We start from the raw sequence: 26,895 nt of genomic DNA on the forward strand, positions 1-26,895 counted from the left end.
TACGGTGTTGAGTAACAATGTGAAGCTCAATATCCCGCTGATCAGTGCCGGAATGGATACCGTTACTGAAGCAGCAATGGCCATTGCGATTGCCCGTGAAGGCGGAGTCGGCATTATCCATAAGAACATGTCCGTAGAGCAGCAGGCTGGCGAAGTAGACCGGGTAAAGCGCTCTGAAAGCGGCGTAATCACTAATCCCTTCTCCCTCACACCGGATCATCTGGTATCGGATGCAGAACGTTTAATGGGTAAATACCGGATCTCCGGAGTACCGGTTGTTGATGAAAATAACAAACTGGTCGGCATTATTACAAACCGTGATATGCGCTTTATCCATGATTACAGCGCACCGATCAGCGATTATATGACTCGTGATAACTTAGTAACAGCCCCTGTCGGCACTACACTGCAAGAGGCTGAAGGCATGCTGCAGCGCCATAAGATTGAAAAGCTGCCTTTAGTTGATGATAACAACATTCTCAAAGGCCTTATTACTATTAAGGACATTGAGAAGGCAATCCAGTTCCCGAACGGAGCCAAGGATGCACAAGGACGCCTGCTGGTAGGCGCAGCTATCGGTATCTCCAAAGATGCTGCTGAACGTGCGCAGGCTCTGGTTGAAGCCGGTGTCGATCTGCTCGTTGTGGATTCGGCTCACGGACATCACATCAACATTATTGAAGCTGTACGCAATCTGCGCGCCCAGTATCCTGATCTTACAATTGTAGCCGGCAATGTGGCAACAGGCGAAGCTACCCGTGATCTGATTGAAGCAGGAGCATCAATTGTTAAGGTGGGTATCGGTCCTGGTTCGATCTGTACAACCCGCGTTATTGCCGGTATCGGCGTACCGCAAATTACCGCAATCTATGACTGTGCAACAGTTGCACGTGAGTATGGAGTGCCGATTATCGCAGACGGTGGCATTAAATATTCAGGTGAGATTACAAAGGCAATTGCTGCCGGTGCATCAGCAGTAATGATGGGCAGCCTGTTCGCCGGAACAGAAGAAAGCCCGGGTGAATCCGAGCTGTATCAAGGACGCAAGTTCAAGGTATATCGCGGGATGGGCAGCATGAGCGCTATGAAGCAGGGCAGTAAGGACCGTTACTTCCAGGATGATGACAAGAAGCTTGTTCCCGAAGGGATTGAGGGCAGAGTAGCTTTCAAAGGACCTCTTTCCGATACGGTTCATCAGCTGATTGGCGGACTCCGTTCAGGTATGGGATATTGCGGTACCAAGACATTGGCTGAGCTGCGTAACGATACCGGCTTTATCCGGATTACCGGAGCAGGCCTTCGCGAGAGCCATCCGCATGATGTGCAGATTACCAAGGAAGCACCTAACTATTCCTTGTAATTGCGCCAATTCGCCAAAATACGGGCAGGCAGGGCATAATTCGCTCTGCCTGTCTTTTTTTGCAGATACCCCTGTGTTAGAATAGAACAAGCAAAAGATATGAGGATCAAAGGAGAGTAGTAATTTTGAAACACAAGCGGAAATTCAGCGGTAAACAATTTGTGATCAGGACAGCGACAGTAGGTCTGCTTTTAAATATGTTAGCATCTCCAGTAAGTTCAGCAGTACTAGCCAATGCAGTACAGACTCCGGCAGCTTCTACAGAAACAGGCACAACCGGTACAGGTACAGCCGCAACGAATACAGCAGCTGTTAAGATTCCATCTGTAGAGTCTCTGGGACTTAACGTGAGCTCGGCTGTATTGATTGAGCCAACTACCGGGGAGATTCTTTTATCATATAATGCCGATGAGGCGTTGCCTCCGGCCAGTATGACCAAGATGATGACAGAATACCTTGTAACCGAAGCCGTTAATAACGGACAGCTTTCATGGGATCAGACCGTTACTATCCAGGAGAATGCGGCCAAGCAGATTGGCTCGCGGATTTTTTTGGCGCAGGGAGATCAACATACGGTTAAAGAGCTTTACATAGCTATGGCAGTAGGTTCAGCTAATGATGCTACTGTTGCTCTGGCTGAGCTGGTTTCAGGCTCGGAGCAGCAGTTTGTGACCCTGATGAATGAGACTGCCCAGAAGATGGGGATGAAGACGGCTTATTTCATTAACTCCACCGGTCTTGACCGGGCGGATATGCCTTCAAAGTACCGGCCGGAAACGGACCGCGAAACGGTTATGTCTGCAATGGATGCAGCTATTCTTGCTAAATACATTGTTACAGAACATCCTGATTTCACAGAGTTTACAACGATTCAGTCCTATAAATTCCGTGAGCGCGATACCAAGCCGATGATTAACTACAACTGGATGCTGGAAGCCAATAAGGATATCGCCAACTTTAAGGCCTATGCTTATCCGGGTCTGGACGGACTGAAGACTGGCCATACCACGAATGCCGGAAACTGCTTCACCGGTACGGCAGTGCGTGACGGTATGCGCCTGATCAGCGTAGTTATGGGAGCTGATTCAGAAGCACACCGCTTTACAGAGACGAAGAAGGTGCTTGATTTTGGATTCAATAATTTCGAGATCAAGCAGGTTGTTGCTGCTAAGTCCGTTATTGCCGGAAACGAAACAGTACCCGTACAAAAAGGCAAAAACGAAAGCGTGCCTGTAGTTACTGACGCAGGTGTAACCTTTATTGTACCGAAAGGAACGGTTAATCCGGCCATCGAAACTGCTGTTTCCGTCAATGATGCCTCTACGCTGGTGGCTCCGATTGCCAATGCTGCTGCAGTCGGAAAGGTAACTTATACCTACAAGATTGATGGCATGGATACGGTCCAGGAGAAAACAGTCAATCTGATCACAGCTGAGGAAGCGGCAAAGGCAGGCTGGTTTAAGCTGATGATGCGAGCAATCGGCGATTTTTTCGGTGATCTGTTTACAGGAATCAAGGATCTGTTCTAAAATTAGCTGAATATAGTGGATAACTGGGGGGCTGGATATGGAAACAGGAACATCGCGGGTAAAACGAGGTATGGCAGAAATGCAAAAGGGCGGCGTTATCATGGACGTCATGAACGCTGAACAGGCTAAGATTGCTGAGGCCGCAGGAGCAGTAGCTGTAATGGCACTGGAGCGCGTTCCGTCCGATATCCGGGCAGCAGGCGGTGTAGCACGGATGGCTGATCCCACGATTGTAGAAGAAGTTCTCAAGGTGGTAAGCATTCCTGTAATGGCCAAAGCCCGTATCGGCCATTACGTCGAAGCGAAGGTTTTGGAATCGCTGGGGGTTGACTATCTGGATGAGAGCGAAGTTCTTACTCCTGCCGATGAAGTTTTCCATATCGACAAACGCGAGTTCACTGTACCTTTTGTATGCGGGGCCAAAGACCTCGGAGAGGCGCTGCGCCGTATTAATGAAGGAGCTTCCATGATCCGCACCAAGGGTGAGCCGGGAACAGGCAACATTGTTGAAGCTGTACGGCATATGCGTTTCATTAACAGTCAAATCCGTAAAGTTACCGGCCTGTCGAAGGACGAGCTATACCATGAAGCCAAAGCCCTCGGTGTCCCTTATGAGCTGCTGCTTGAAGTCCATGAGCTTGGCAAGCTGCCGGTTGTCAATTTTGCTGCTGGCGGTGTGGCTACACCGGCCGATGCTGCCCTGATGATGCATTTGGGGGCAGATGGTGTATTTGTAGGCTCAGGTATTTTTAAGTCAGATAACCCTGAAAAGTTTGCCCGCGCCATCGTGGAAGCAACCACTCATTTTACTGACTACAAGCTGATTGCTGAGGTATCCAAGAACCTGGGTACTCCGATGAAGGGGATTGATATTGCCACTCTGACTCCCGCTGAACGCATGTCAGAACGCGGCCGTTAATAGAGAGAGAAGGTTGTCCGGATGAGAATAGGCGTGCTGGCGCTGCAAGGCGCTGTAACAGAGCATATTATCAGTATAGAGAAGACCGGGTCTGAGGGCCTTCCTATTAAGCGTGTCGAGCAGCTTGAGGAGATAGAGGGCCTGATAATTCCCGGCGGAGAAAGCACGACCATCGGCAAGCTGATGCGTAAGTACGGCTTCATTGAAGCCATCCGCGGCTTTTCGGGTCAGGGCAAGCCTATCTTTGGCACATGTGCCGGGATGATTGTGCTGGCCAAGCGTATTGCCGGAGGTGAAGCCTCACACCTGGAGCTGATGGATATTACCGTGGCCCGGAATGCCTTTGGCCGCCAGCGGGAAAGCTTTGAATGTGACCTCAATGTCAAAGGGATTGACGAGCCGGTCCGCGCTGTTTTTATCCGTGCTCCGCTGATTAGTGAAGTGGGCCCGGAGGTTGATGTGCTCACTGTTTATAATAACGAGATTGTTACTGCGCGCCAGAACAATCTGCTTGTATCCTCCTTTCATCCGGAACTGACAGAAGATTACCGGCTGCATCAGTATTTTGCCGACATGGTAGAAGCTAAAGCTGCAGCCATACAATAGAACTGCATATAAGAACAACCTGACTCTTTCAATGCTGCAAACAGCAATTTGAAAGAGTCTAGGCTGTTTTCAGGAGGGAAACTTTGTGCTAGATGTAAAAGTATTGCGCAATGACTACGCTAAGGTAGAAGAAGCGCTTAACAACCGAGGTAAATCGCTTGATCTGATTGCCGGATTCCCGCAGCTTGATCTGCGCCGGCGTGAACTGCTGCAAGAGACTGAAGGACTCAAGAACCGCCGAAATGTTGTCTCAGGCGATGTTGCCAAGAAGAAAAAGAACGGCGAGCCGGCGGATGATCTGATCGCAGAGATGCGTACTGTTTCGGACCGGATTAAAGAGCTGGATGATGAAGTGCGTGAGCTTGAGGTACAGATTGATGAGCTGACGATGAGCATCCCTAACATTCCACATGAGTCTGTACCAGTCGGCAAGTCTGAAGAAGAAAATGTCGAAATCCGGCGCTGGTCCCAGCCGCGCGAGCTCGGATTTACACCAAAATCCCACTGGGAGCTTGCCCAGCAGCTGGATATTCTGGACTTTGAAGCTGCTGCCAAAGTTACAGGCTCCAGATTTGTATTCTATAAGGGTCTCGGAGCACGTCTTGAGCGTGCCCTGATCAACTTCATGATGGATTTGCACAGCGGAGAGCACAACTACGAGGAAATGCTGCCGCCGCAAATCGTAAATAAGGACAGCCTGTACGGTACAGGCCAGCTGCCAAAGTTCGAAGAAGACCTGTTTAAGCTGCGGGATACGGAGTATTATCTCATTCCTACCGCTGAAGTGCCGGTAACGAACTATTACCGCGAGGAGATTCTGACGGCTGCAGATCTGCCAAAATATTTTGTCGCCTACAGCTCCTGTTTCCGGTCTGAAGCCGGTTCGGCAGGCCGTGATACACGTGGGCTGATCCGCCAGCACCAGTTCAACAAGGTGGAGCTTGTAAAGCTTACAACACCTGAGAGCTCCTATGAGGAGCTTGAGAAGATGACAGCAGACGCTGAGCGTGTGCTGCAGTTGCTGGAGCTGCCGTACCGTGTGCTGGGGCTCTGCACAGGTGATATGGGCTTCACATCGGCAAAGACCTATGACCTGGAGGTGTGGCTGCCGGAGAGCGGTATGTACCGCGAGATTTCCTCCTGCTCGAACACAGAAGACTTCCAGGCCCGCCGTGCTAATATCCGCTTCCGTAAAGAGCCTAAGGCTAAGCCGGAGTTTGTTCATACCCTGAACGGCTCAGCACTCGCTGTGGGACGGACAGTAGCAGCCATCCTGGAGAACTACCAGCAGGAAGACGGCAGTGTGCTGATTCCGGATGTACTTCAGCCCTACATGCGTAACGTTAAAGTAATCAGTCCAAAAGTTTCTCAGTAGTACTTGCATATTCTTCAGCAGATGTGGTACAATTCCTAATGCATGTGAAATTTATATGCATTATGGAGAGGTACCGAAGCGGTCATAACGGGGCGGTCTTGAAAACCGTTAGGGTGCAAGCCCACATGGGTTCGAATCCCATCCTCTCCGCCATTTCTTTTAATATGATGATGTTGAAATAGCAGCCGTCTTCTCTGGAAGACGGCTTTTTTGTTGATTTATAAGGATAACTGAAGTTAGCCCACAGGCTTTACTGCAGGCAGGAATAAAAAGCTCCGCTTCTCCGCAATGTAATAGAGAAGGAGGCTGATCATAACAATGAACCGAGAAATGCAATTAGACCAGAATACGCTGATTTCAGCATGGCAGGATCGTCTGCCTGCGCTGATGAAAGACGGGGACAGCTTTAGCCTGCAGGGGGATGCGGCAGACCGGAACAGCCTGCTCATTCATTTTGATGCTGCCGGCCATCAGGCTTACTCTCTGGATTTCCGCTGCACTTATGTGGATAGCCGGGAGGTCGCCGTTAATCTGATTGATGTGGAGCAGAGCGGACTTCATACTGATGAACGCAGCGATGCTGTCCAGCAGCTGGCGCAGAAATATACCAGACAGATCCACGAATGCGCCCAGGCCCTGCAGAGTTTAACCAATCCTTAGGAGGCGATTTGAAATGAGTAAACCGAAAAGCATGCCTGTTCCGGGAACAGAAACCAAAAAGCAGTCCAGACAGGAGCATCATTCCTCCGGTCAAGAGCCGTTATCCGGCTCCAAAAAGGTGAAACAGGCCAATCATGTAGACCACAATAACCCGCAGGGATAGCGTGGAACCAGAGCGATATGTGAAACGTAATGTTTCTCGTATTTGCGAAATGGTTTATCATTAGCATGGGGAAGTAATATTTTTACATGGGAGAGGAGAACAATATGATTAAAAAGTGGGGGCTATCAGCAGCAGCATTGCTGCTATCGGCTGCAGTAATTTTACCTGGATGTGCTAGTAAAGAGGAGCCTAAAGAAGCAATATCGTCGTCTGCAAATAAGGCGTTAACGATGACTTCTTACGAAATGAAGAGCATACTTACCGTAAACAATCTGACCATTGATGCACCTGCGGGGGCCAGCGATGACACTACGGGCATGGTGCTAAATATGCTGCAGAACGCCGATATCTCCATTAGCGGTGTCCATCAGTCAGATCCGATGCAGACCGAATTAACAATGGTGCTGAATCTGAAGGGGGACATGGCAATGTCCTTCAACATTCCGATGGTAATGACCAGTGATAAGATGTATGTCAAAATCCCGTCAATTCCGTTCCTGCCGCTTCCGGAGACTATCGTAGGCAAGTTCCTCGAGCTTGATCCGCAAGAGCTGGCTGAACAGCAGGGAGTGGGTGTAACGCCGGGTACAGTGGACACCAAGAAGGTTCAGGATCTCTCCAATGAGGTGCTGAGCACGCTGCTCGGGGAATATGACGAAGAGACTTACTTCAAGGATGTGAAGCCTGCGGATGCGGGCCTGCCTGAAGATGTAGATGCCAAGCAGGTTGTCCAGTTTGAGGTAACTAACGGCAATGTTAAAGAAGCACTTACTATCCTGGTGAACAATGCTTTGCCAAAGGTCATTGATATTCTGAGCAAAGAAGAGTACAAAGATCTGCTGCAGATTGACCCGGCCAAGCTGACAGAAGCCAAGCAGGAGCTGCAATCAGGTGAAGCCCGGGCTGAGTTCGACAAGAGTGTGGCTGACCTGGACTCCTATCTGACGATCAACAACTTCAAGCTGAATACGGCCATTAACAAGGATGACTTCCCTGTGTATCAGAACCTGCTGATGGACGTTATAATTAAGAATCCGGAGCAAGGACAGAATGTCAATTTATCTCTTACCGGCAGCAACCAGTACAGCAAGATCAATGAGAAGCAGACTTTCGTAATCGGCGTCCCGCAAGGTGAGGATGTTATTACTATGGAAGAGCTGCAACAGCAGTTTGGCGGAATGAGCACTTACTAAATCTTATCCTATAAAAAAACCTGCAGAAGTGCCGAGTGCACACCTGCAGGTTTTTTGCATTATATACGGATTGTCAGAAAATCATCGGCCAAAATCCCATAGGTCCTGTGGTCCTGCCAGTCGCCGTTAATCTTGAGGTACCGGCGGGCCACGCCTTCAGCCTGAAAGCCGTTTTTCTCCAGCACACGGCGCGAGGCATCATTGTGCAGAAGGATGGAAGCTTGGACTCTATGCAGCGCCAGGGCACGGAAGGCATACTCCAGAATCAGTCTGACTGCAGCAGTCATGTGTCCTTTGCCTTGAATAGCATAGTCTATAAAATACCCCAGATCGGCATATTGGGCTACTCCGCGCACCAGATTGGAGAGTGTAATCTGCCCGATCAGCTGTCCATCCGCCTGGAAGATGCCGAACATGTAGGCCCTGTCATGCTCTGAATCGCTTAATCGCTGGCTGATCAGCAGCTGCTGGCTTTCCTGTGTATAATAATCGGCTTCACGCAGCGGTTCATAGGGCTGGTGATGCTCTTTGTTGCGCAGGCGCAGCTCCAGGAGCGCATCTGCGTCCTGCGGCTGCAGTAATGAAAGATAAATGCCTTGGGCATGGTTGTATAGTTTAAATGACATAATAGGTTGTCCTCCTTAGCCTTACATACTAATAGCGGCAGTACAGTACAGCAGGGCCTGCGGCAATAATAGCTTAGAGCTTCGGCCTGCGGCGCAGTTGGCGGAAAAAGGAAGTCAGCAGCTCCGCACATTCCTCCTGAAGTACACCTTGAATAATCTCAGTCCGGTGATTAAACCGGGGCTCTTCGAGCAGGTTCATAAGGGTTCCGGCACAGCCCGCCTTAGGATCTGTAGTGCCGTATATGGTCAGCGGCAACCGGGCCTGAACCATTGCCCCTGCACACATGGGACAGGGTTCAAGCGTAACGTACAGCCGGCAGTCAAGCAGTCTCCAGGATTGAAGTACGGTGCTGGCCTGACGGATGGCTACCATCTCGGCATGAGCTGTAGAATCCAGTGTAGTTTCCCGCAGATTGTAGCCCCGCCCGATAATTTTTTCCTGATGGACAACGACTGCCCCGATGGGTACTTCGCCAAGGCTCTCTGCTTTGTGAGCTTCGGCAATCGCCGCTTTCATCCAGAATTCATGAATCACGAGCTCCTCGGCCGGCAATTCACTCTTGTATATATTCAAGTACATCTTCCCTTTCCTGTAGTAATCCTTGTACAACGAACAAATATTCGCTCTTAACAAATTGTGCATAAGTCTGTGGATAACCGCCTACTTATACACAATTTTGTACACACGCAAGCTTAATAACCTGTTTATATGTGTGTATGCTGTGGATGGTGTTCATTATTTCCTTCATTATTGTAGAGAAACCCTCTCCAAAATTCAATGCTATATACGGGATAGTACTGATTTGAAAGCTCTTTTCAAATGAAGGGGCAGAAGGTATGATAATGATGAACGATTTGCTTGATTTTTTTACCAGCTAATAAGAGGTGAACAAACAGCTTGTCCATTAAAATAAAATTATCGGCAATCATTTTCGGTTCGGTGCTGTTAATATTGGGGCTCAATCTGACGCTGAATTTATATGCGGCCCGGAATAATCTGCTTACAGAGAGCAAGAATAATATGAAGACTACGGCCATGCAAATTGCCGTTTCCGTCGAACAGAGCAACTACAGCTCTAATTACGTTCAGCAGCAGATGGCCTATAACCTGCGGCTGGCTGCAATTCTGGCTGCAGAGGAGCTTGACAAGGATATTAGCAATGTGAGCAACTCCCAGCTGAGACGCCTGGCGGACAAGCTGAATATGTCTAATATTTCGCTACTTGTCCAGACTGAAGATGATATTATAGTAGCTAAATCCTCAGATCCTGCCGAGCTCGGGCTCTCTACCAAGGGTATGGGTTTTTGGTATGTGGCTTTTCTTGAACTGTTTGCCGGACAGAAGGTTTCGGTTAAGCAGGGTCAGACGCTGGAGAATTTCTGGTCAGGCCCCTTTGAATATTCCACCTCTAATCCTAATTACATTGAGAAGTGGGGTTATTACCGGGATCCGGCAAGAAATTATATTATAGATCCGTATATCCGCAGCACAGAAGTCAGTGACTATGTGAGAATTATGGAGCCGGAAGAGATTGTACAGCGCTCCAAGGAGATTAATTCCGGGCTGCTGGAGATTACAGGGATGAACCCCAAGACGTTTGGTTCAGATACGATGCAGCCCGATGGTACAGACAGCGTTAATCATAAGCTGCGCAATCGCCCGGTTCGTTTTGGAACCTACATTTTCGGAAATGTTGACGAGGATAAAGCGGCGATGATGACTGCACTGAGGAAGGAAGCCCCGGTTACAATCGATACATCAGCTTTGGGCAAAAGAGTGCTAAAAAGCTTCATTCCGATCACTCAGCCCGGAACCGATGATTATGTCATTACTGTCGTCATGGATTATGCGGTAATCTCCTCTGTCATCAATGAGGAGCTGGCCGGTGATATTACAACATCAATGCTGCTGCTGCTTGTTTTTTTCATAGCCAGCTATGTATTATCCGGCATTGTTACAAGGCCGATCAAGGATATCCTGCGCAAGGTCAATGATGTGGCCAAGGGTAATTTTGCGACTCCGCTAAATGTAACGAGCCGCGATGAGCTGGGCCAGCTGGCCAGCCGGATCAATGTGATGACTGACCGTATGTATCAGCATACCAATCAGCTGGGGCGGGCGCTCGAGGAGAACCGGGCTGTGAAGGAACACCTGGAGTCCGTAATTAACGGAACCTCGGATGCAATTCATACAGTAGATATGGAAGGGAAGATCACCAGCACGAACAAGGCCTTTGAGGAGCTGTACGGCTGGAATGCTGACGATGCCCAGATAAAGCTGCCTTATCTCATACCGGCAACTGTACAGAAGCAGGAGGAGATAAGACTGCAGGAGCTGCAGGAAGGGGCAACTCTGCCGCCTGTGGAGACGCTCAGGCTGAAGCGTGACGGAGCTTTGGTTGAAGTCAGTGTTAGCACATCCATGATCCGGGATGAAGAGGGCCGTCCGCAAGCCTTCGTACATGTATCCCGCGATATGACCGAGCGTAACCGGATTGAAGAGCTGCTCCGACGCTCAGAGAAATTAACGACAGTCGGCCAGCTGGCCGCAGGGGTAGCCCATGAGATCCGTAACCCGCTTACTACGCTCCGCGGATTTTTACAGCTTCAGAAGGAGAAGGGAGTTCTAATCCCCCTCCATATTGATCTGATGCTGTCTGAGCTTGACCGGATTAATCTGATTGTGAGCGAGTTTCTGATCCTGGCCAAGCCGCAGGCCGTTCACTTTCAGGAGAAGGATGTCCGTTATATTCTAAATGATGTCATCTCCCTGCTGGACAGCCAGGCACATCTTTTCGGTATTGAATTTGAGTGCCGGCTGTCTGAACTTCCGGCAAAGGTGCATTGTGAGGAGAATCAGCTCAAGCAAGTCTTTATCAATATTGTCAAAAATGCAATTGAGGCCATGCCCGGAGGCGGCACAATCTCCGTTTCGCAGCGGATTGAAGCAAAATCTGTTATCATTGTAATCTCGGATGAGGGCGAGGGTATTCCGGAGGAGATGCTGCCCAAGCTGGGAGAACCCTTCTTTACAAACAAGGAGACGGGCACCGGGCTTGGACTGATGGTCAGCCAGCGGATTATACAGGCCCATAAAGGCAGCATGGAGATCCGGAGTGAATACGGCTGCGGAGCTGAGATTACCATTGTGCTGCCTGTTATGTAGAGACAGACCTGAATCAAGGATTGAATAAGGAACGGAGTGAGGACAGCAATGAGAATTAATAAATACATCAGTGAGACAGGCTACTGTTCACGCCGTGAAGCAGACAAGCTGGTGGAGAGCGGCAGAGTAACCATCAACGGAGAGCCTGCTGTACTGGGCAGTCAAGCCGAGGCAGGCGATGTAGTGTTAATTGATGGAAAGGTGCTTGAAACGGGCAGTCAGATCGTTTATATCGCCCTGAATAAACCGGTCGGCATTACCTCTACCACAGAAGCTCATATTCAGGGTAATATCGTTGATTTTGTCGGACATCAAGAGCGTATATTTCCAATCGGCCGGCTCGATAAGGACTCCGAAGGATTAATCCTGCTGACGAATGACGGCGATATCGTTAATAAAATACTGCGGGCAGAAGGCAAGCATGAGAAGGAATATATAGTTACCGTAGACAGGCCAGTTACCTCATCCTTCCTCGCAGGCATGTCGAGCGGAGTGAAAATCCTTGGCGGCAAGACGCTTCCCTGTGAAGTAACACGGATATCAGAGCGCGAATTCCGCATTGTCCTGACTGAAGGCAAGAATAGGCAGATCCGGCGGATGTGCAGCGCCTTTGGCTACGAGGTTAGAAGTCTGCGGCGCATACGGATTATGAATATCCGCCTCGGTGCCCTGAAGACCGGGCAATGGCGCGATTTAACCGTACAGGAAAAGCAGGAGCTGGGAGCCATGCTCAGCTATGAGCTGCAATAGCAATCTATATGACAAAGAGCTGCTTTGCCGGACATCCCGGAAAGCAGCTCTTTGTCATATATGCCGTTCTTTTATTTGGTCGCCGGAGCAACGGTTGTAGTCTCGGCTGAATCTGTATATTTCCGAAGAATAGAGACTTCTACACGGCGGTTCTGTGCCCGTCCGGCAGCCGTTGAGTTGGAGGCGATCGGGTGATATTCCCCGTAGCCGATCGGACTGAACTTAACCGGATCGAGATTCGGGTTCAGCAGCAGAATCTTCATGAAATGAAGGGCCCGGTCTACGCTAAGATCCCAGTTGGACGAATAACTGCTGTTGGAAATAGGGATGTTATCCGTATGGCCCTGTACCAGAACATTATAATCCGGGAACTGCTGCAGCATATACGAGATCGATTTGGCCAGCTGGCGCGATTCATCCTTAACCTCAGCCTCACCTGAGGCGAATAAGGCGTTATCACTGATTGTAATCATCAGCTGGGACTGGTTCAGCTTGGTACTGAGCAGATCGGTAAGCCCGTTCTTCTCAATATACTGGTCAAACTGCTTCTTTAGCTTCTCAAGGTCCTCCTGCTCCTGCTTGCGCAGCTTGGCAATTTCGGATTCGCCTGTATTAGGGGCAACCACATTATCCATTTTGTCGTTTTTTCCCTGATCCAGCTGTGACTCGGTAGGACTGGCGGACCGCTGGTCGAGGATACCTGTACCGCCGTTCAATGCGGTACTGAAAGCTTGGCTCATCTGCTCAAACTTTTTGGCATCCGTAGCGCTCATTGCATACATAACAAGGAACAGGGCAACCAGCAGGGTCATCAGATCGGAATAAGGCAACAGCCAGGATTCGTCGGCATGTTCCTCGTGTTCCTCATGCCTAGTCTTTTTGCTCACTCGAACCGGCCTCCTTATTTAGCTTGGCGCGTTCTGTTGGGGTAAGGAAGACAGACAGCTTCTGGTTGATTGCAATAGTCGAAACCCCTGACTGGATAGAGAGCAGCCCTTCAACCATCATCAGCCTGAGCTGAATTTCTTTTTTAGAGATACGTTTAAGCTTGTTGGCCATCGGGTGCCACATTACATATCCGGTAAAAATACCGAGCAGCGTAGCAATAAAAGCTCCTGCAATCGCGTGGGCGAGTACATCCATGTCACTCATATCGGCAAGGGCGGCGATCAGTCCGACAACGGCTCCGAGTACCCCCAGCGTAGGGGCATACATCCCTGCCTGGGAGAAGATCAATGCGCCGGCTTTATGTCTATCTTCAGTGGCGTGAATATCTTCCATTAATACGTCCCTGACGAACTCCTGGTCGTTACCGTCGATAATCATCCGCATCCCGTTTCTCAGGAAATCGTCTTCGATTTCATCGACCTTCGATTCCAGCGCCAGCAATCCTTCTCGGCGGGTAATAGACGCCCATTCCATGAAAGTGGTAATAAGATCCGACTTCTTCACCATTTTTTGCTGAATGAAGAGAAGCTTGAACAGCTTAGGGATCGTCTTGAGCTCTGCCATCGGGAAGGCCACAAAGACTGAGGCTACCGTACCAAGGAGAATAATGACATATGCCGCCGGGTTATTTAAGCTTGTAAGCGGGGCGTGCTTCAGGATCATACCCCCGATAAACGCAACCAGACCAAAGACTAAACCAAGTATTGTTGAAAGTTCCATTTATGCACCTCGTCCATGAGAATTAAAAAGTGATTCGTCACAGCCGCTTGTATCATCCTTGAACAGCAGCAGGACACCCTGTGTGGAATCAAATCACGTATATTCTTATTTATCGACAGCATTCCCTTTTTTGTGAAGTCATTTTTTCGGCTATAATAGATAGGGTAAGTTATTATTCATCTGTGGAGAAAACGGAGTGATAGACGTGGGTGTGAAGCACGGCAGAGATTATAGTGAGATTCTGAATGAACTGAAGGAGGCCGTCAGCCGCATTACGGACGGTTATGTATTTTTTGAAATGGAGCCTGAGGAGTGGCAGGAGCTGCCGCAGGAATCAAAGCTGGAAGTATGGGAGGCCCTGGCGGAGGATCTGTTCTATGGGCTTGGCAATGAGCCGGTAATTCATGTGGGCAGCGGAGTCGTTATCTATGATAAGGAGACGCACCGGATCAACATTCTGCTGGGTGAAGAAGATCTGGCTTCGGTAGTGCTCGTCTAGCCGGACGGCAGCAGAGGGTGCACGCGTTTGCCCCTCTCCTTGCAGCCATGGTAAAATTGAGCTGATGAGTGCTATTTGCCGGGATTTCAGAATACATTAAACCGAAAAAAAGCCTTCATCCTGGCGCATCCCTTGGACTTTCAGAAGCTGAGGGATGTTTTGTTTAAGGCTTATGGAACAGGTAAAGAACAGAAATATACGGACTTTACTGCTAATTAAGTAAGGGAGGAAGCAAATTGCAATTATCAGTGGAAGAGCTGCATGAGCAGATAGGTAAGCTGGAGGGCTGGAAGCTGGATCAGGAGGCTCTGGTTCGCAAGTACATGTTTAGCGAGTATATGAAAGGCATTGCTTTTGTGGATGAGGTAGCCACTATATCCGAGGCCTTTGATCATCATCCGCATATAACCATTGACTACAAAACCGTCACCCTGCGCTTATCGGCAAAAGAAGAGAGCGGCCTCGCGGCGCTGGATATCCGCCAGGCTAATGAATTCAATGAAGCCTTTGACAAAGCGCGATAGGTACACGGTCTAACATAACCGCTGCACAAAGAAATGCCCGTATAAAGGACCGGATAGGGTCCTTATACGGGCATTTTTAATGAAAGTATAAATGCTTACTTTTTCTCTGCAAGCCATAACGCAACGTTGGCAATCTCCTCAGGGGCCAGCTTATCCTTAAAGGGCGGCATTTGCCCGCGTCCCTTAGTGACGATGCTGTAGATACCCTCGGCGTCCCGCTCGCTGCCTTCATGCTGCAGACTTGGGCCTACACCGCCCTGAAGCTGATCACCATGGCAGGAAATGCAATTGGCTTTGACAACGGCTTCTGCACTTGCGGCATCCAGAGTAACTTGAGGCATTGTAGGCTTATTCTCTTCCGCAACTTCCTCTTTGCCGGGCAGTGTGAACAAGAGTACTACCGCAAAGGCACAGGCGGCAAAAAACAAACCGCTCATGATCCATTTCTGCATCTCCATCCGTCCCCTCCATGTAAGCTGCTTTCTTCATTATACCGAAAGGTAAAGCGTTGTCATAGAGTTTGTGTCAAAAAAATGAACGTTTTTTGCTGCAGCTATCAGATTTGCTCTCACTATAGAATTATTTATTATACACCATGCAATAAAATGGCTTATCCCCGGTTGGAGTCCGGCGCTCATACGTATCGGTAATCGTAAAACCGCATTTCTGGTATGTCCGGATGGCCCTCTGATTCCAGGTCAGCACCTCCAGATCAATCTCCCGGTCCGGGTATCTGTCCAGGGCAGCCTGAACGATGGAGTCCATAAATAAATGACCCATTCCGTGACCGCATAGATCAGGGCGCATGCCGATTCCGAGCCGGACAACGCCTTCCATCGGAAAGAGCTGCGCAAACCCGCATAAGCCGCCTTGGCCGTCTACGACAGATATATACTGTTCCCTGCGCAGTACAGGATCTCCGAACTCAATGCCCAGCGCCTGCATCTGCTCCCAGGGCAGCCATCCGTATATGTTATAGGGCGGCTTGTATTCCCATCTGCAAATATCCTCAGCGTGACTGGTCTCCATTGGTACAACTTGAAAAGTAACAGGGGAACTGCTCATAAGGCCACAGGCCTCCTTTCAGGAGCGCATCATTCTATACTGTATAGTTAATTATATACAAAAGCCGGCCGGTTCAACTCAGAAATTTGGCCCGGCCGGCAGAAACTTGACAAATCACAAAAAATATTTTATGAAAACGCGAAAATTGGGGTTTTAAGGTGTTTTATGCAGGAGGGGAGGGGTAAGTAATTTTATAGACAAAAAAACAGGCCCCTTCCAAGATTTCGGCAAAAATCATGGAAAACGCCTGTCTTAGCATTACTTATTGAACATCATCGTTGTCTTCAGCATCAGTAGCAACTGCATGGTAAGCATCTGTGCTCATGATCCGTTTGGCGCCAACGTAGCGGTTGACGTAGTAGCTGTCACTCAGCGAGCTGATAGTTACGCCCTTTGAGCTTGAAGCATGTGCGAATTTGCCTTCTCCGACATAAATGCCGACATGGGATACACCGCGGCCGCTTGTATTAAAGAATACAAGATCGCCTTCCCGCAGATTATCACGGGAGATAGCAGTACCCATCTGGTATTGGGAGCCGGATTGATGCGGCAGGTTAATGCCGATCTTATCAAATACGTACATGGTGAAACCGGAGCAGTCAAAACCATTAGTCGATACTCCGCCGGATACGTACTTGGTACCGATGGCCTTATCGATGACTTTATCCATCTTGGAATCAGCGAAAGCGCTTCCTGCCCCGATGGTAAGCATAATAGAAAAGCTGAGTAGTGCGGCGGCTAACTTCTTCTTCAAAAGTAAATACCCCTTCCAAATGCCTACGAGGTTAGCTTAAGGGTTCGGTTGAAGGTCCCCTATGACCCCTCTGTGAATAGGAGGTCAATTCACCCAAAATCGGTTCCCCCGTTTCCCTTATTTCGTAAGGGAACTCGGCACGACTGTTGATTAGATTAGCTGGCAGAACATTATGACAAAACGTTTGAAAAACCCGGTTGAATAATTACAAAAATGTTACTAAAAGCTCACTGCGATAATTGTAGCAAAGACAGAGGCCGTTGGCAATCACTTAAAACATATTAGTGCATAATATTCGCGCTTTTTAAGAGAGCATTCTGCTTAATAAGGCTCAAATTTACATGCAAAGTAAGCCTTTTCTGAAATAATGTTGGAATTTTTAGTAAGAGGGGTGTTTCATAAGCCCTAAACATGTGTAAAAGAAAGAATAAGGATAAAAAAGGAAAACCCGGAGCTGATTACGGCAATAATCAAGTCCGGGCCATATAAGTTACAATTATGTGTCAGAGGTTATAGTTGTGGGGAATGTTCAATCGTAAGCGACAGCCTGGTAAGCTGTTGTGCTCATTACGCGTTTGGCGCCAACGTAGCGGTTGGCCCAGTAAGCCTGACTAAGCGAACTGATGATTACACCCTTTGAGCTGGAGGACTGTGCAAATTTTCCTTGACCGACGTAAATACCGACATGTGAGACGCCGCTGCCCAGCGTATTGAAGAATACGAGATCGCCGGCACGCAGATTGCTTTTGGAAACAGCTGTTCCTACACTGTACTGTGCTTTGGAGGTACGGGGCAGAGTAAGACCGATGCTCTTGAATACGTACTTTGTAAATCCGGAGCAGTCGAATCCGGCAGTGCTTGTTCCTCCGGTTTTATAAGATACTCCGATGGTTTTAGCGATAACGGTATCCATTTTGGAGTCAGCAGAGACACTTCCGGCCCCCATAGTGAACACCATCACAAGACCCAGCGCTGCTGCGGTGCATTTCTTTTTTAGGTGTGTACGAAAAAATGTGTGACTTTTCAAAAGATGTACTCCTTCCAAGGCCTGCGAGGTTAGCTTAAGGATTCGGTAGAAGGTTCCCCTATGACCCCTCTAAAGCGAGATCAATTCACCCAAAATATGGTTCCCCCACTTCCCGGTGCTGGGAATTTGGCGTTTTATGCACCAGAACAGTGACTGTTGATTGACAATGTTGAAGTGTATAAGGTACATACAGTTAGTCGAAATAGTTTCAAAAGATTACAAAGTTGTTACTAATGGTACAGGCATCATTGTATCAGAGGTTTTGATGTTTTGCAAATGCATTGTAATTCTAATACCAAGTACAAAAGAGTCACACCCCTGAAGCAGAGGCAGTGACTCTTTTAATATGCCGTTTTGGCGGAAAATTATTGTGGAAATGTTTTGCTGCTCCATAGATGATACTGGGCGGCGATTCCCCACATTTTGAACAGGGTGGACGGAAGCGGTGCAACCTGACGGAGAAGCAGCGCAGGCAGTCCCGGATAGAACAGACCCGTTAACGCGCACAGCAGCCATGTCAGCAGCCCACCTGCACCAAGCGCGATTGAAGCCCCTGTAGAAGGAACAAGCAGCCTCATATAAGTCAGCAGCGCGGAGAACATGCCTGTCCCGGCTGTATAACCGAATTGCATGTAGAGCAGTACAGTACGGATGATATACAGATACAGCATCCAGGCCAGCAGATAAGGCACAAGCTTCAGCAGGAGCCTATAATCGAGAAGCCCGCCTAACAGCAGGTTATACATTTTGGGCAGCAGCCAGTAAAATGGAAGCGCCGAGAGCGCCCATTCAGCTAGACTGAAGATAAACACCGGGAGCCCGTAAAGCTTCATCCCCGGGAAAAAGAACAGTCCGCGCTCCCCCCTGCGCTCCTGATGCAGCTCATGCAGCAGACCGGCGCGGATAAAGGGGGAGAGCAGCAGCCGCAGCAGAGACAGCCCGAGCAGCAGCCAGAGCCAGCGCTGGACCCCCGGATCTGCACCCAGGGCGGCCTGCCCTTCGATGTAATACAGCAGCCTGCCCAGTCCGCTGCCGCCGGCATGGGTGTCCGGATAACGCAGCAGGACCGGAATGACAGCTGACCTGACGAACCTGTACAAAAAATAGCCCCAGAGCAGCCGGTAGATAAAAAGCAGAATCAGAATATAAAATTGCTCCTTCATGCTGATCCAGCTGCGGGAAATCGCTCTTTTCACTATCCTTCACCTCACCAGACTAGAGTTCCGAGCAGAGTTTCAAGCAGTTTGGTTACACTTAGCGTCCAGCGCGAGAGCGTCTTCGGCGCAAGCTCGGCCAGCATGAAATTATTAAGATGCTTAGCCTCCAGGAGAATGGAGTGTCCGGGATCAATGTCAACAGAGGCCAGAGGGGCTTTGTAGGATAGCTGAAAAGCAGTCGTTTTCTGCTCTCCGTTCCAGAATTGCTGTACCGTGTACCCGTCGGTGAAGGTGAATTTGACCGGAACATTGGCATAGCTGCTGCCCTTATTGCTAACCTCCACCGTAGCCTCATAGCGGGCTTCTCCGCCGTCCGGACTGTTTTTGGCAGTGCTGGTGGTAATGCGGTCTACGGAAAAATCGGGTGCTCCGCCGCTGTATACATACTGGTCAAAGTAAGTCTGCCATGACTGCTTGGTTACTTTTTCGACAACTTTTTGAAAATCAGCCGTAGACGGATGTTTGAACCTGTATTTACGGGCATAGGACAGCATGATGGCATCCATGGTTTTGGTGCCGACCTGCTGCTCGATATCCTTGAGTACCAGCTTGCCGCGGATATATACATTGCGTGTGTAGCCGTCAGCAGCAGCATATTTCCAGGTCTCCAGATTTAGCGGCTGAGGGACCGTAACCAGGCTGGCCTGCAGCGTATTGTTGGAGCTGACCCCATACTCCTGCTCCATCAGGCGGTCTTCGGCGTAAGAGGTAAAGCTTTCATCCAGCCAGGCCTCTTCAAATTCGTTACTGGCCACCATGCCGTAGAAATACTGATGGCCAATCTCATGAATGACTGTACGCTCAAGTGACATGCCCGGCGAGCTTTCAGCTGCACCGAAGGCGGTAACCAGCGTCGGGTACTCCATTCCGCCTGCGCCGTTCCCTTCCTTGGGCGGAACCACAATTGACAGGGTGGAGTAAGGATAGGGGCCATACCATTTGCTGAACGCAGTCAGAGCAGCCTTGGCGGCCTGGAAATAACGCTCCTGCAGATCCTTGTGCAGCGGGTCCAGGTACAGCTTGATCCGTACACCGGGGACATTCGGGGCTGAGAAGGCTTCCTCGGCTACGACAAAATCGGGAGATGCGGTCCAGGCGAAGTCGTGCACATCATCAGCGTAGAACTTGTAGATCTTCCGGTCCTGCTTGATCTGGGCGCTTTTGACCGGAAAACCGGTAGCACCTACGATGTAGTTGGAAGGGACAGAGATGGTTACATTATAAATGCCGAAGTCACTGTAAAATTCTGAAGTACCATGGTATTGGTGAAGGTCCCAGCCTTCCTCTTTGACGGCTCTCGTCCCTTTAGGCTCGTATACGCTGAGTTTGGGAAACCACTGGCCGGCCATTACAAAATTTCCGGCAGTCCCCATACGGGCGAATATTTTGGGCAGCTTGACCTCAAACTGGATTTTAAGTGTTACACTTTCTCCGCCGTTTACCGGCTGGGGCAGATGCACCTTTACAAGCGTCTTGTCATTGACATTGCCGTCATCGGGCTGCACATACTGCATGCGCTGCATAAGGGAGATCCCTTCAGTAGTCCGGAGGTCAGTGATTGTCATGCTGCCGAAACCGTCCTCCGGCATCGAATCACCGCGCAGCTCACCGCCGGATTCCTTCATAAATGTTGTCTTTTCAGAAGCGAAGGCATTGGGGTAGAGATGAAAATAAAGCTCCTGTACCGGTTTTTGGCCGGGATGAGTCCAGGTGACCGTTTCAGCGGCCTGCAGCGTCCCGGAATCTGCATCCAGCTGCACATCGATATGGTACTCGGTTATCCGCTCGCTTAAGGCTTCTGAGACCGGAAGCGGCTTGCTCTCGGGAAGAACAGGCTGCACTGCTTTGGCCTGGGACACGGCAGCGGGGGACTTGGCCTCTTTTGGAGCAGCGGCTGTCTGGGCGGCAGGGCTGTGCCCGCTCAGGAGCCAGAGGGAGCCTCCCAGCAGGATGAGGGCGGCCAGGGCCGCAGAGATGATCATGAACCTTAATGATAGTGGCTTCATACTGTGATTCCTCCCGTGACAAGCATCTACGGGATGTATATGTTTGCAATCGCCGCATTATTAGCTAAAATTAAATTATTGTAGAACGTGAACTTGAGAATGTTGGGTTTGGCATTCTCAAGTTCATCTTGTATAGCAAAAGGGAAGGATGTGCACTTGTGGATAACGTACAACCAGAGGGCAAAAAGCAGATTGCTTTGAATATTGTAAACGCAAAAAGCAAGCATAAGGGCTTTGGAGCCGGCTCCATTGATCTTAACAATGTATCGCCGGTGATTATTGACGGCGGTGAAGCCGTTATCGACATCGGGGCCATGCATGCCAAGAGTAAGGTAGAGAAGGGCATCAAATTTTCGATGAACCGTGACGAGGTGCCGGATGGAAGACAGGTCTGGGTAGTCTGGGTCGCAGTGGACCGTACGCCCGAAGGGCAGCTTTACGGCGGGATAACGGCTTGTGAAATGTGGATTGATACCGGAGCACGGCGGGGCTGGAAGATTCTTGCCGATCATGTGAACAAGCTGGATGCAGCCTTGAAGCGCAAAATCATTCTCGACGGGCTGGGAGCAGTGGAGAAGGCGGCGCTGAAATCGCTGCTGGTATCCCATAATGCCGACTGGTGGGCGGCCAGCTCCGATGAGCTGAAGAATGCGCTTAGTGAATAACAGTTAGGCGAATAACAGGTAAACGGACAAAAGGGCTTGGACATCCATCATGATGAATGTCCAAGCCCTTTTTATATTTCATGAGGGATCAAAGATGCTGGCAGTGCTGTTATTTGCCGGAGTTACTAATTTTCCGCTTAAGCTGGCTTACTCTGGCCTGGCTGATGCCAAGCACCTCTGCAAGCTCCTTCTGGTTGGCATAGGGATGATCGGCTATAGCCTTCTCCAGGCGCTGGCTCATCTCCTCGGTCTTGGTCCGGCGGCCGCTGCGGGCAGAGTCAGGGCTATCCGCTGCAGCTTCCTGGACAGGCTCGGCTTCTTCCGGAATACGGGCAGGATTACCAAGCTCCTTGAGGCAGGTATTGCAAATAAACTGATCCTTATAGTAAGTCACGTGGTCAAGGCTCCGGCAGAAAGTACATTCAGTTGAAGTGTATTTCCGGAGTACAATAATCTCATCATTCAGAATAAAAAACTCGATGGGATCGCCAATGTCGATATTGCGTGTCATGCGGATTTCTACAGGAACCACAATTCTGCCAAGACTGTCTAAACTCCGGATCATGCCTGTATCCTTCATCTCATGTCCCTCATTTACATCTTTATATTTTTTTGCGGATATCTACGATTATAGCAGTTATTGTAAGTTTAGAGAACGGGGAAAGCGCATTCATTTATTGCAGCAGGTGAATAAAAGGGAAGCCGCCTGCACTGGATATCCAGTGCAGGCGGCTTATTAGGGTTCTCTTCTTTTTACCCAATTTTCCGGGCCCGAAACAGGCAGAAGCAGGTCTGCGGAATTCAGCTCAGGATGAAGGGCAGTTCCAGCTTGTCCTTGACCGAAACGTAAGGATTGTTCCGGATATAGAAGCGCCATGGAAGCTGTGCATATTCTTCGGCATACGGAATATTGATGCGCGGAGCCTGAACGATATCCAGGGTTTCAGGCTGTTCCCCCTGTTCGAGCCGCAGCGGGCTGTCCCCGGCATCGAGCCGGAGCCCGTTCAGGCTCTTGTCGATCTGCAGCGCCCGGCACAGCTTGCCGGGACCGCCTGAGAGTCCGGCCGGCTTGCGGCCGGCAGTACCGCGGTAGCTGCGCATCAGATTCGCATCGCCGGAAGTCAGCGGCTCTACAGCGCGGATGAGTACGGCATGCGGATCACCTTCCCCGGCAGTAACGACATTAAGGCAGTGGTACATGCCGTAAATCAAATAGATGTAGATGGTTCCGCCCTGGCGGAACATCACATCGGTGCGGGCAGTACGGCGGCCGCCGAAGGCATGGCTGCCCTTATCCTCTGCGCCTCCGTAGCTTTCTGTTTCTACAATGCGACAGCGGATCTCCCCGTCCTCCGTGCGCCGGACCAGATGCTGGCCCAGAAGAAGCGGCGCGGCCTGCAGAGCCGGAAGGCTGTACAGCTCAGGCGAAACAAGCCTTGGCTCATTCGGTTCGTTATCTTTAAGGTTCATATCGGGATGACACCTTTCCCGGCAGGCGCGGCCTGCCGCTTATGGGCTCATCGTACCCCAGGGCTGCGCCGGCTGCAACTGCCTGCTAGTTCAGCCACCAGCGTTTGATATCACTCCAAAGGGAGTGATCTTCCTTGGCCGGATCAGCCTGTGACTCATCAGCCGGTGCTGTTTCCCCGCCGGTGCTGTGCTCTTCACAATATTCAACCGGTTCTGTACCGCTGATAAACGTCTCCAGCTCCTTCTCCGGGCAGGCGGCTGTAGCCAGCTTGCCTGACTCCGGATTAATGTAGACACTCACGACTCCGTCAGGAATCGGGAAAATCTTCGGCGGCACATTGGCCAGCGCTTTTTCCGTATATTCGGCAAAAATCGGTGCAGCCCGCCTTCCATCAGCTGTAGCGATGTCACGTCCCTTGTCATATCCCACCCAGACTGCAGTGGACAGCTCAGGCGTGAAGCCGACCATCCAGCCGTCGGTATCCGTGGTCCCGGTTTTGCCTGCTACAGGCCGTTTGATAATTGAAGCTACACGGTTGCCGGTTCCACCGCTCTCAAAGACACCCTCCATCAGCCGGGTCAGGACATAGGCTGCCGCAGGCTCGACGACCTGCTCCCCTCCGGCCTGGGGGGCTTCATAGACCACATTTCCCTTGGAATCGGTAATCTTCAGAATAGCCGTCACCGGCTGCCGGACGCCGCCGCCGCCAATGACGGCAAAGGCAGAGGCCATTTCTAGCGGACTGACCGGAGAGGTGCCGAGCGCGAGGGAAGGAACGCTTTGCAGCGGACTGCCGATACCCAGCTTGGTCGCCATGTCCGCCACCTTATCGGCGCCGATTTTCATAATCGTATTAACAGCATAGATATTGTCGGAAGCGGCGATGGCCTGGCGCATATTAATTTCCCCCAGATACTTATCACCGAAATTCTTGGGCTGATACGTCTTGCGGTTGTTGTCATAATGGAACAGCGTCGGCTGGCTGTTAAAGACCGACAGGCCGGTCATTTCCTTGGATGAGAGGGCGGTCAGATACATGATCGGCTTAAAAGATGATCCGGGCTGCCGGGTAGTGGCCAGGGCGTGATTGAACTGGTTGGAACGGTAGTTCTTTCCGCCGACCATTGCCTTAATGTAACCGGTGCGCGGGTCAATGGAGACGAGTGCAGTCTCCAGCTCGCTGCCTTGGTCCATTCCTTTATCTACTGCATCTTCGGCCGCCTGCTGCATATCAGGGTCAAGCGTGGTATACACATTCAGTCCGCCAAGCTCCAGCTCATCATTACTGATTCCTAGAGTGTCAGTGACCAGCCCGCGAATATAATCACGGAAGTAGGGGGCAAGCACGACAGTGTTCTTTTGGCCCTGCGGCTTAAAGCTGAGTACCGTCCGGGCGGCTTCATCCGCCTGTTCCTGCGTAATATCTCCTACCTGGGCCATGGAGGTTAAAATAATACTCTGACGTTTTTTGGCGTTATCCGGATGGGTGTAGGGCGAATAATAGGTCGGGCCTTTGGGGATACCGGCCAGCAGTGCGCTTTCCGCCAGACTCAGCTCTGCTGCGGCCTTGCCGAAATACATGCGGGAGGCTGCTTCGATTCCATAAGCCCCGTGGCCGTAATAGATTTCATTTAAATACATATTGAGAATCTCTTTTTTGCTGTATTTCATCTCCAGCTGCATGGTGTAAAGGGCTTCCTTGGCCTTGCGGGTCCAGGTTTTTTCATGGGTAAGGTACAGATTTCGCGCCAGCTGCTGGGTTAACGTACTTGCCCCCTGGGAGCGCTCGCCCGCCTCCAGATTAGCCAGCACAGCCCGGGCCATACCCTTCAGGTCGAATCCGGAGTGCTCAAAAAATTTGCGGTCCTCTACGGCCAGGGTAGCCTGGATCAGCTCAGGGGAAATCTGGTCCAGTGTAACAGGGTTACGGCTGCGCCCGTCCGTTGTAAAGGTGGTCAGCACATTACCTCTGGCATCCAGCAGCCGGGAGCGGATATCATCGCCGATGGGCGGCAGGGGTTTATTATACAGGTAGCCAAGCAGTGCTCCGGCAGCAATGACCATCAGCACAATCATGACAGCTGCCAGCCGGATCAGCCGGCGGAGGCGGGGTCTCTTGACTTTCGGGTTAGCAGAATCGCGCGGCATGGCTTCAGGCTCCTTGTCCTCAGGAATACAAACGTCCGGCAGCATTGATCCGCTAGGGATGTGCCGGTTAGTTTTCATTATGGGAAAGGAAGCGGACAGATATTCAGGCGGCTGGCAGCGGTAACCAAATTGTCTTCTTTTTGTGACCTTCTCAGGGTAGATAGAAAAGCAGAGGGGGAGTATAACAGAGTAGTGCCGGCAGGAAAGGGTATATATATCACAGGAGGTGTCATCATGAACTGGACTAAAAAGGTACACTTAAAAGCACTAACGCTTCTCTCGGCTGGACTGCTTGCGGTTTCGGCCTGGAGTGCAGCAGCTCCGGTACAGGCAGCGGCTGCACCGGCAGGAGGCGGAGACCACGGGCTGCTTCAGCAGCTGCAGGCCAAGCATCTGGCTGCTGAAGACACACCGCTCAGCTTCAATGATCTGGCGTTTCTCAGCGCAGATACAGGACGGGCTGCAGGCAAAGGCTTTATGATCGGGACATCGGACGGCGGAGACCAGTTCCAGAAAATATATGAAGGCCAGTGGAATTTCCGGCAGATCTCCTTCCCGGACAACGTGCATGGATGGGCATTAGCATCGGTTCAGGAGCAGAGCGGGGTCTACCTTATCGGCACTGCTGACGGCGGTTCAACCTGGACAAGAATTTCAGAGTCACAGAGCGGCTTCGAACGGATCAGCTTTACAGACAGCAAGCACGGCTTCGGATATGTCCGTGCTTTTACGTATTATACGGAGGACGGGGGGCGGAGCTGGAGCCAAATTAAGACTCCGGCTAACACGCGCGGTGCAGAGTTTACCAGCCGCAATAACGGCTGGGCAGTAGTTGTGGCACCGGGTGAAGGCTACCGGGTTATGAAGACCACCGACGGCGGTTCAACCTGGAAGCTGGCGCTCAAGTCGGCTTTTGCGTACCCTGAATATGGACAGCTCTACGCGAAGGATGATCAGGTATATGCCCTCCTCTATGGAGGAACAGGCATGTCCCAGACCTCCTATTCGCTGTATGCCAGCGGTAATCAGGGAAAAAGCTGGACCCGTGTAATTGCCCAGGAAACAGCCGGGGGCGGGCCGGCACCGGGCAGCGGTTCAGCCCTGCTGAAGAAAGGGCCGGCGTCCGGCAAGCCGGGTAATATGCAGCTGGCCGGCAGCAGCACAGCTTTCCTGGTTGGATTCTCGCCTGCGGGGGAACAGGTAGCTGTCGGCCGTACAGTGAATAGCGGCAAACAGTTTACGAACCTGCCGGCAATCGCCGGATATGAAGGGATGATCTCCTTCCCTGACAGTAAAGCCGGCTGGATGGCAGTCAGAGGCGCCAATACCTCTTCCCTTTATGCCACCAGCGACGGGGGCATGACCTGGACCGAGAAGTTTACCTTTAAAGGAAACGAACAATAAAAATCAACCGGCTTATACCAATGAAAGGCGGCTCCTCCGGGAGCTGCTTTTTTTAATGCGTAAAAACCGGCTGCAGGATGCGCGTCTGCTGCCAACAAAG

27 protein-coding genes, 1 tRNA gene and 2 riboswitches (1 of these 30 only partly in view) are annotated in these 26,895 nt (G+C 50.6%); of the genes, 15 read left to right on the forward strand and 13 right to left on the reverse strand.

Annotated elements, in window-relative coordinates:
* The 9 genes from guaB to NST84_RS00455 all read left to right on the forward strand — a co-directional run.
* Positions 1 to 1,360 carry the 3' portion of an IMP dehydrogenase gene (gene guaB, locus NST84_RS00415; protein ID WP_342563738.1) on the forward strand. Its footprint begins 98 nt before the window's first position, so only the last 1,360 of its 1,458 coding nucleotides appear in the window; its start codon lies off the left edge, out of view; its stop codon occupies positions 1,358 to 1,360.
* 125 nt (positions 1,361 to 1,485) lie between these two features.
* The gene (locus NST84_RS00420; protein WP_342563739.1) at positions 1,486 to 2,889 is read left to right on the forward strand and encodes a D-alanyl-D-alanine carboxypeptidase family protein; all 1,404 of its coding nucleotides are present in this window, start codon (positions 1,486 to 1,488) and stop codon (positions 2,887 to 2,889) included.
* A gap of 37 nt (positions 2,890 to 2,926) precedes the next feature.
* A complete protein-coding gene (pdxS, locus tag NST84_RS00425; RefSeq protein ID WP_342563740.1) occupies positions 2,927 to 3,808 on the forward strand; it encodes a pyridoxal 5'-phosphate synthase lyase subunit PdxS in 882 nt (293 codons plus the stop codon).
* A 21-nt stretch (positions 3,809 to 3,829) separates the two neighbouring features.
* A complete protein-coding gene (pdxT, locus tag NST84_RS00430) occupies positions 3,830 to 4,414 on the forward strand; it encodes a pyridoxal 5'-phosphate synthase glutaminase subunit PdxT (protein WP_342563741.1) in 585 nt (194 codons plus the stop codon).
* A gap of 85 nt (positions 4,415 to 4,499) precedes the next feature.
* On the forward strand, positions 4,500 to 5,789 hold the full coding sequence (gene serS / locus NST84_RS00435) for a serine--tRNA ligase (RefSeq protein WP_342563742.1): 1,290 nt from the start codon (positions 4,500 to 4,502) through the stop codon (positions 5,787 to 5,789).
* 64 nt (positions 5,790 to 5,853) lie between these two features.
* Positions 5,854 to 5,942 (forward strand) — tRNA-Ser (locus NST84_RS00440).
* Between the two features lie 165 nt (positions 5,943 to 6,107).
* Positions 6,108 to 6,449, forward strand: a complete 342-nt coding sequence (locus NST84_RS00445; protein WP_342563743.1) for a hypothetical protein — start codon at positions 6,108 to 6,110, stop codon at positions 6,447 to 6,449.
* Between the two features lie 13 nt (positions 6,450 to 6,462).
* Positions 6,463 to 6,612: a small acid-soluble spore protein P gene (locus NST84_RS00450; RefSeq protein ID WP_342563744.1), complete on the forward strand. Its 150-nt coding sequence runs from the start codon at positions 6,463 to 6,465 to the stop codon at positions 6,610 to 6,612.
* A 104-nt stretch (positions 6,613 to 6,716) separates the two neighbouring features.
* Positions 6,717 to 7,805 (forward strand): hypothetical protein, encoded by a 1,089-nt coding sequence (locus NST84_RS00455; protein WP_342563745.1) that lies wholly within the window; start codon positions 6,717 to 6,719, stop codon positions 7,803 to 7,805.
* A gap of 59 nt (positions 7,806 to 7,864) precedes the next feature.
* Here NST84_RS00455 and NST84_RS00460 read toward each other — a convergent pair whose 3' ends face one another.
* Both NST84_RS00460 and tadA read right to left on the reverse strand, forming a co-directional pair.
* On the reverse strand, positions 7,865 to 8,431 hold the full coding sequence (locus tag NST84_RS00460) for a GNAT family protein (RefSeq protein ID WP_342563746.1): 567 nt from the start codon (positions 8,429 to 8,431) through the stop codon (positions 7,865 to 7,867).
* Between the two features lie 73 nt (positions 8,432 to 8,504).
* Complete coding sequence (tadA, locus tag NST84_RS00465) at positions 8,505 to 9,005, reverse strand: tRNA adenosine(34) deaminase TadA (protein ID WP_342563747.1); 501 nt, start codon at positions 9,003 to 9,005, stop codon at positions 8,505 to 8,507.
* Between the two features lie 324 nt (positions 9,006 to 9,329).
* On the opposite strand from tadA, the gene NST84_RS00470 reads away from it, so the two are divergent.
* Positions 9,330 to 11,597 (forward strand): ATP-binding protein, encoded by a 2,268-nt coding sequence (locus NST84_RS00470; RefSeq protein ID WP_342563748.1) that lies wholly within the window; start codon positions 9,330 to 9,332, stop codon positions 11,595 to 11,597.
* A 48-nt stretch (positions 11,598 to 11,645) separates the two neighbouring features.
* A complete protein-coding gene (gene rluF / locus NST84_RS00475; RefSeq protein ID WP_342563749.1) occupies positions 11,646 to 12,347 on the forward strand; it encodes a 23S rRNA pseudouridine(2604) synthase RluF in 702 nt (233 codons plus the stop codon).
* 71 nt (positions 12,348 to 12,418) lie between these two features.
* On the opposite strand, the gene motB is transcribed toward rluF, so the two are convergent.
* Together motB and motA are read right to left on the reverse strand one after the other, a co-directional pair.
* The gene (motB, locus tag NST84_RS00480; protein WP_342563750.1) at positions 12,419 to 13,234 is read right to left on the reverse strand and encodes a flagellar motor protein MotB; all 816 of its coding nucleotides are present in this window, start codon (positions 13,232 to 13,234) and stop codon (positions 12,419 to 12,421) included.
* Positions 13,218 to 14,015, reverse strand: a complete 798-nt coding sequence (gene motA, locus NST84_RS00485; RefSeq protein ID WP_342563751.1) for a flagellar motor stator protein MotA — start codon at positions 14,013 to 14,015, stop codon at positions 13,218 to 13,220. The genes motB and motA overlap by 17 nt, the downstream gene beginning before the upstream one ends.
* A 205-nt stretch (positions 14,016 to 14,220) precedes the next feature.
* Here motA and NST84_RS00490 point away from each other — a divergent pair, with 205 nt between their 5' ends.
* Both NST84_RS00490 and NST84_RS00495 read left to right on the forward strand, forming a co-directional pair.
* The gene (locus NST84_RS00490; protein WP_342566306.1) at positions 14,221 to 14,514 is read left to right on the forward strand and encodes a hypothetical protein; all 294 of its coding nucleotides are present in this window, start codon (positions 14,221 to 14,223) and stop codon (positions 14,512 to 14,514) included.
* A 236-nt stretch (positions 14,515 to 14,750) separates the two neighbouring features.
* A complete protein-coding gene (locus tag NST84_RS00495; RefSeq protein ID WP_342563752.1) occupies positions 14,751 to 15,038 on the forward strand; it encodes a 4a-hydroxytetrahydrobiopterin dehydratase in 288 nt (95 codons plus the stop codon).
* A gap of 95 nt (positions 15,039 to 15,133) precedes the next feature.
* On the opposite strand, the gene NST84_RS00500 is transcribed toward NST84_RS00495, so the two are convergent.
* The 6 genes from NST84_RS00500 to NST84_RS00525 form a co-directional block, all read right to left on the reverse strand.
* The gene (locus tag NST84_RS00500) at positions 15,134 to 15,490 is read right to left on the reverse strand and encodes a cytochrome c (RefSeq protein ID WP_342566307.1); all 357 of its coding nucleotides are present in this window, start codon (positions 15,488 to 15,490) and stop codon (positions 15,134 to 15,136) included.
* 127 nt (positions 15,491 to 15,617) lie between these two features.
* Positions 15,618 to 16,103: a GNAT family N-acetyltransferase gene (locus tag NST84_RS00505; protein ID WP_342563753.1), complete on the reverse strand. Its 486-nt coding sequence runs from the start codon at positions 16,101 to 16,103 to the stop codon at positions 15,618 to 15,620.
* A gap of 262 nt (positions 16,104 to 16,365) precedes the next feature.
* Entirely contained in the window at positions 16,366 to 16,815 is a 450-nt protein-coding gene (locus NST84_RS00510; protein WP_090719019.1) for a C40 family peptidase, read from the reverse strand.
* A gap of 47 nt (positions 16,816 to 16,862) precedes the next feature.
* Positions 16,863 to 17,007, reverse strand: a riboswitch (cyclic di-AMP (ydaO/yuaA leader).
* Between the two features lie 379 nt (positions 17,008 to 17,386).
* Positions 17,387 to 17,815 (reverse strand): C40 family peptidase, encoded by a 429-nt coding sequence (locus NST84_RS00515; RefSeq protein ID WP_342566308.1) that lies wholly within the window; start codon positions 17,813 to 17,815, stop codon positions 17,387 to 17,389.
* Between the two features lie 72 nt (positions 17,816 to 17,887).
* A riboswitch (cyclic di-AMP (ydaO/yuaA leader) is annotated at positions 17,888 to 18,026 on the reverse strand.
* A gap of 223 nt (positions 18,027 to 18,249) precedes the next feature.
* On the reverse strand, positions 18,250 to 19,080 hold the full coding sequence (locus tag NST84_RS00520; protein WP_342563754.1) for a hypothetical protein: 831 nt from the start codon (positions 19,078 to 19,080) through the stop codon (positions 18,250 to 18,252).
* An 11-nt stretch (positions 19,081 to 19,091) separates the two neighbouring features.
* Positions 19,092 to 21,107 carry a M1 family aminopeptidase gene (locus NST84_RS00525; RefSeq protein ID WP_342563755.1) on the reverse strand — a complete coding sequence of 672 codons (2,016 nt, stop codon included), beginning with the start codon at positions 21,105 to 21,107 and terminating at the stop codon, positions 19,092 to 19,094.
* 158 nt (positions 21,108 to 21,265) lie between these two features.
* On the opposite strand from NST84_RS00525, the gene NST84_RS00530 reads away from it, so the two are divergent.
* Positions 21,266 to 21,772, forward strand: a complete 507-nt coding sequence (locus NST84_RS00530; protein WP_342563756.1) for a YwhD family protein — start codon at positions 21,266 to 21,268, stop codon at positions 21,770 to 21,772.
* Between the two features lie 109 nt (positions 21,773 to 21,881).
* Here NST84_RS00530 and NST84_RS00535 read toward each other — a convergent pair whose 3' ends face one another.
* The 3 genes from NST84_RS00535 to NST84_RS00545 form a co-directional block, all read right to left on the reverse strand.
* Positions 21,882 to 22,352 carry an AbrB/MazE/SpoVT family DNA-binding domain-containing protein gene (locus tag NST84_RS00535; RefSeq protein WP_342563757.1) on the reverse strand — a complete coding sequence of 157 codons (471 nt, stop codon included), beginning with the start codon at positions 22,350 to 22,352 and terminating at the stop codon, positions 21,882 to 21,884.
* Between the two features lie 221 nt (positions 22,353 to 22,573).
* Positions 22,574 to 23,242: a DNA-3-methyladenine glycosylase gene (locus NST84_RS00540; protein WP_342563758.1), complete on the reverse strand. Its 669-nt coding sequence runs from the start codon at positions 23,240 to 23,242 to the stop codon at positions 22,574 to 22,576.
* 85 nt (positions 23,243 to 23,327) lie between these two features.
* Positions 23,328 to 25,319, reverse strand: a complete 1,992-nt coding sequence (locus tag NST84_RS00545; protein ID WP_342566309.1) for a PBP1A family penicillin-binding protein — start codon at positions 25,317 to 25,319, stop codon at positions 23,328 to 23,330.
* A gap of 306 nt (positions 25,320 to 25,625) precedes the next feature.
* On the opposite strand from NST84_RS00545, the gene NST84_RS00550 reads away from it, so the two are divergent.
* The gene (locus tag NST84_RS00550; protein WP_342563759.1) at positions 25,626 to 26,795 is read left to right on the forward strand and encodes a hypothetical protein; all 1,170 of its coding nucleotides are present in this window, start codon (positions 25,626 to 25,628) and stop codon (positions 26,793 to 26,795) included.
* Positions 26,796 to 26,895: the final 100 nt, after the last annotated feature.

Source organism: Paenibacillus sp. FSL R7-0345 (assembly GCF_038595055.1).
Lineage (GTDB): Bacteria > Bacillota > Bacilli > Paenibacillales > Paenibacillaceae > Paenibacillus_AQ.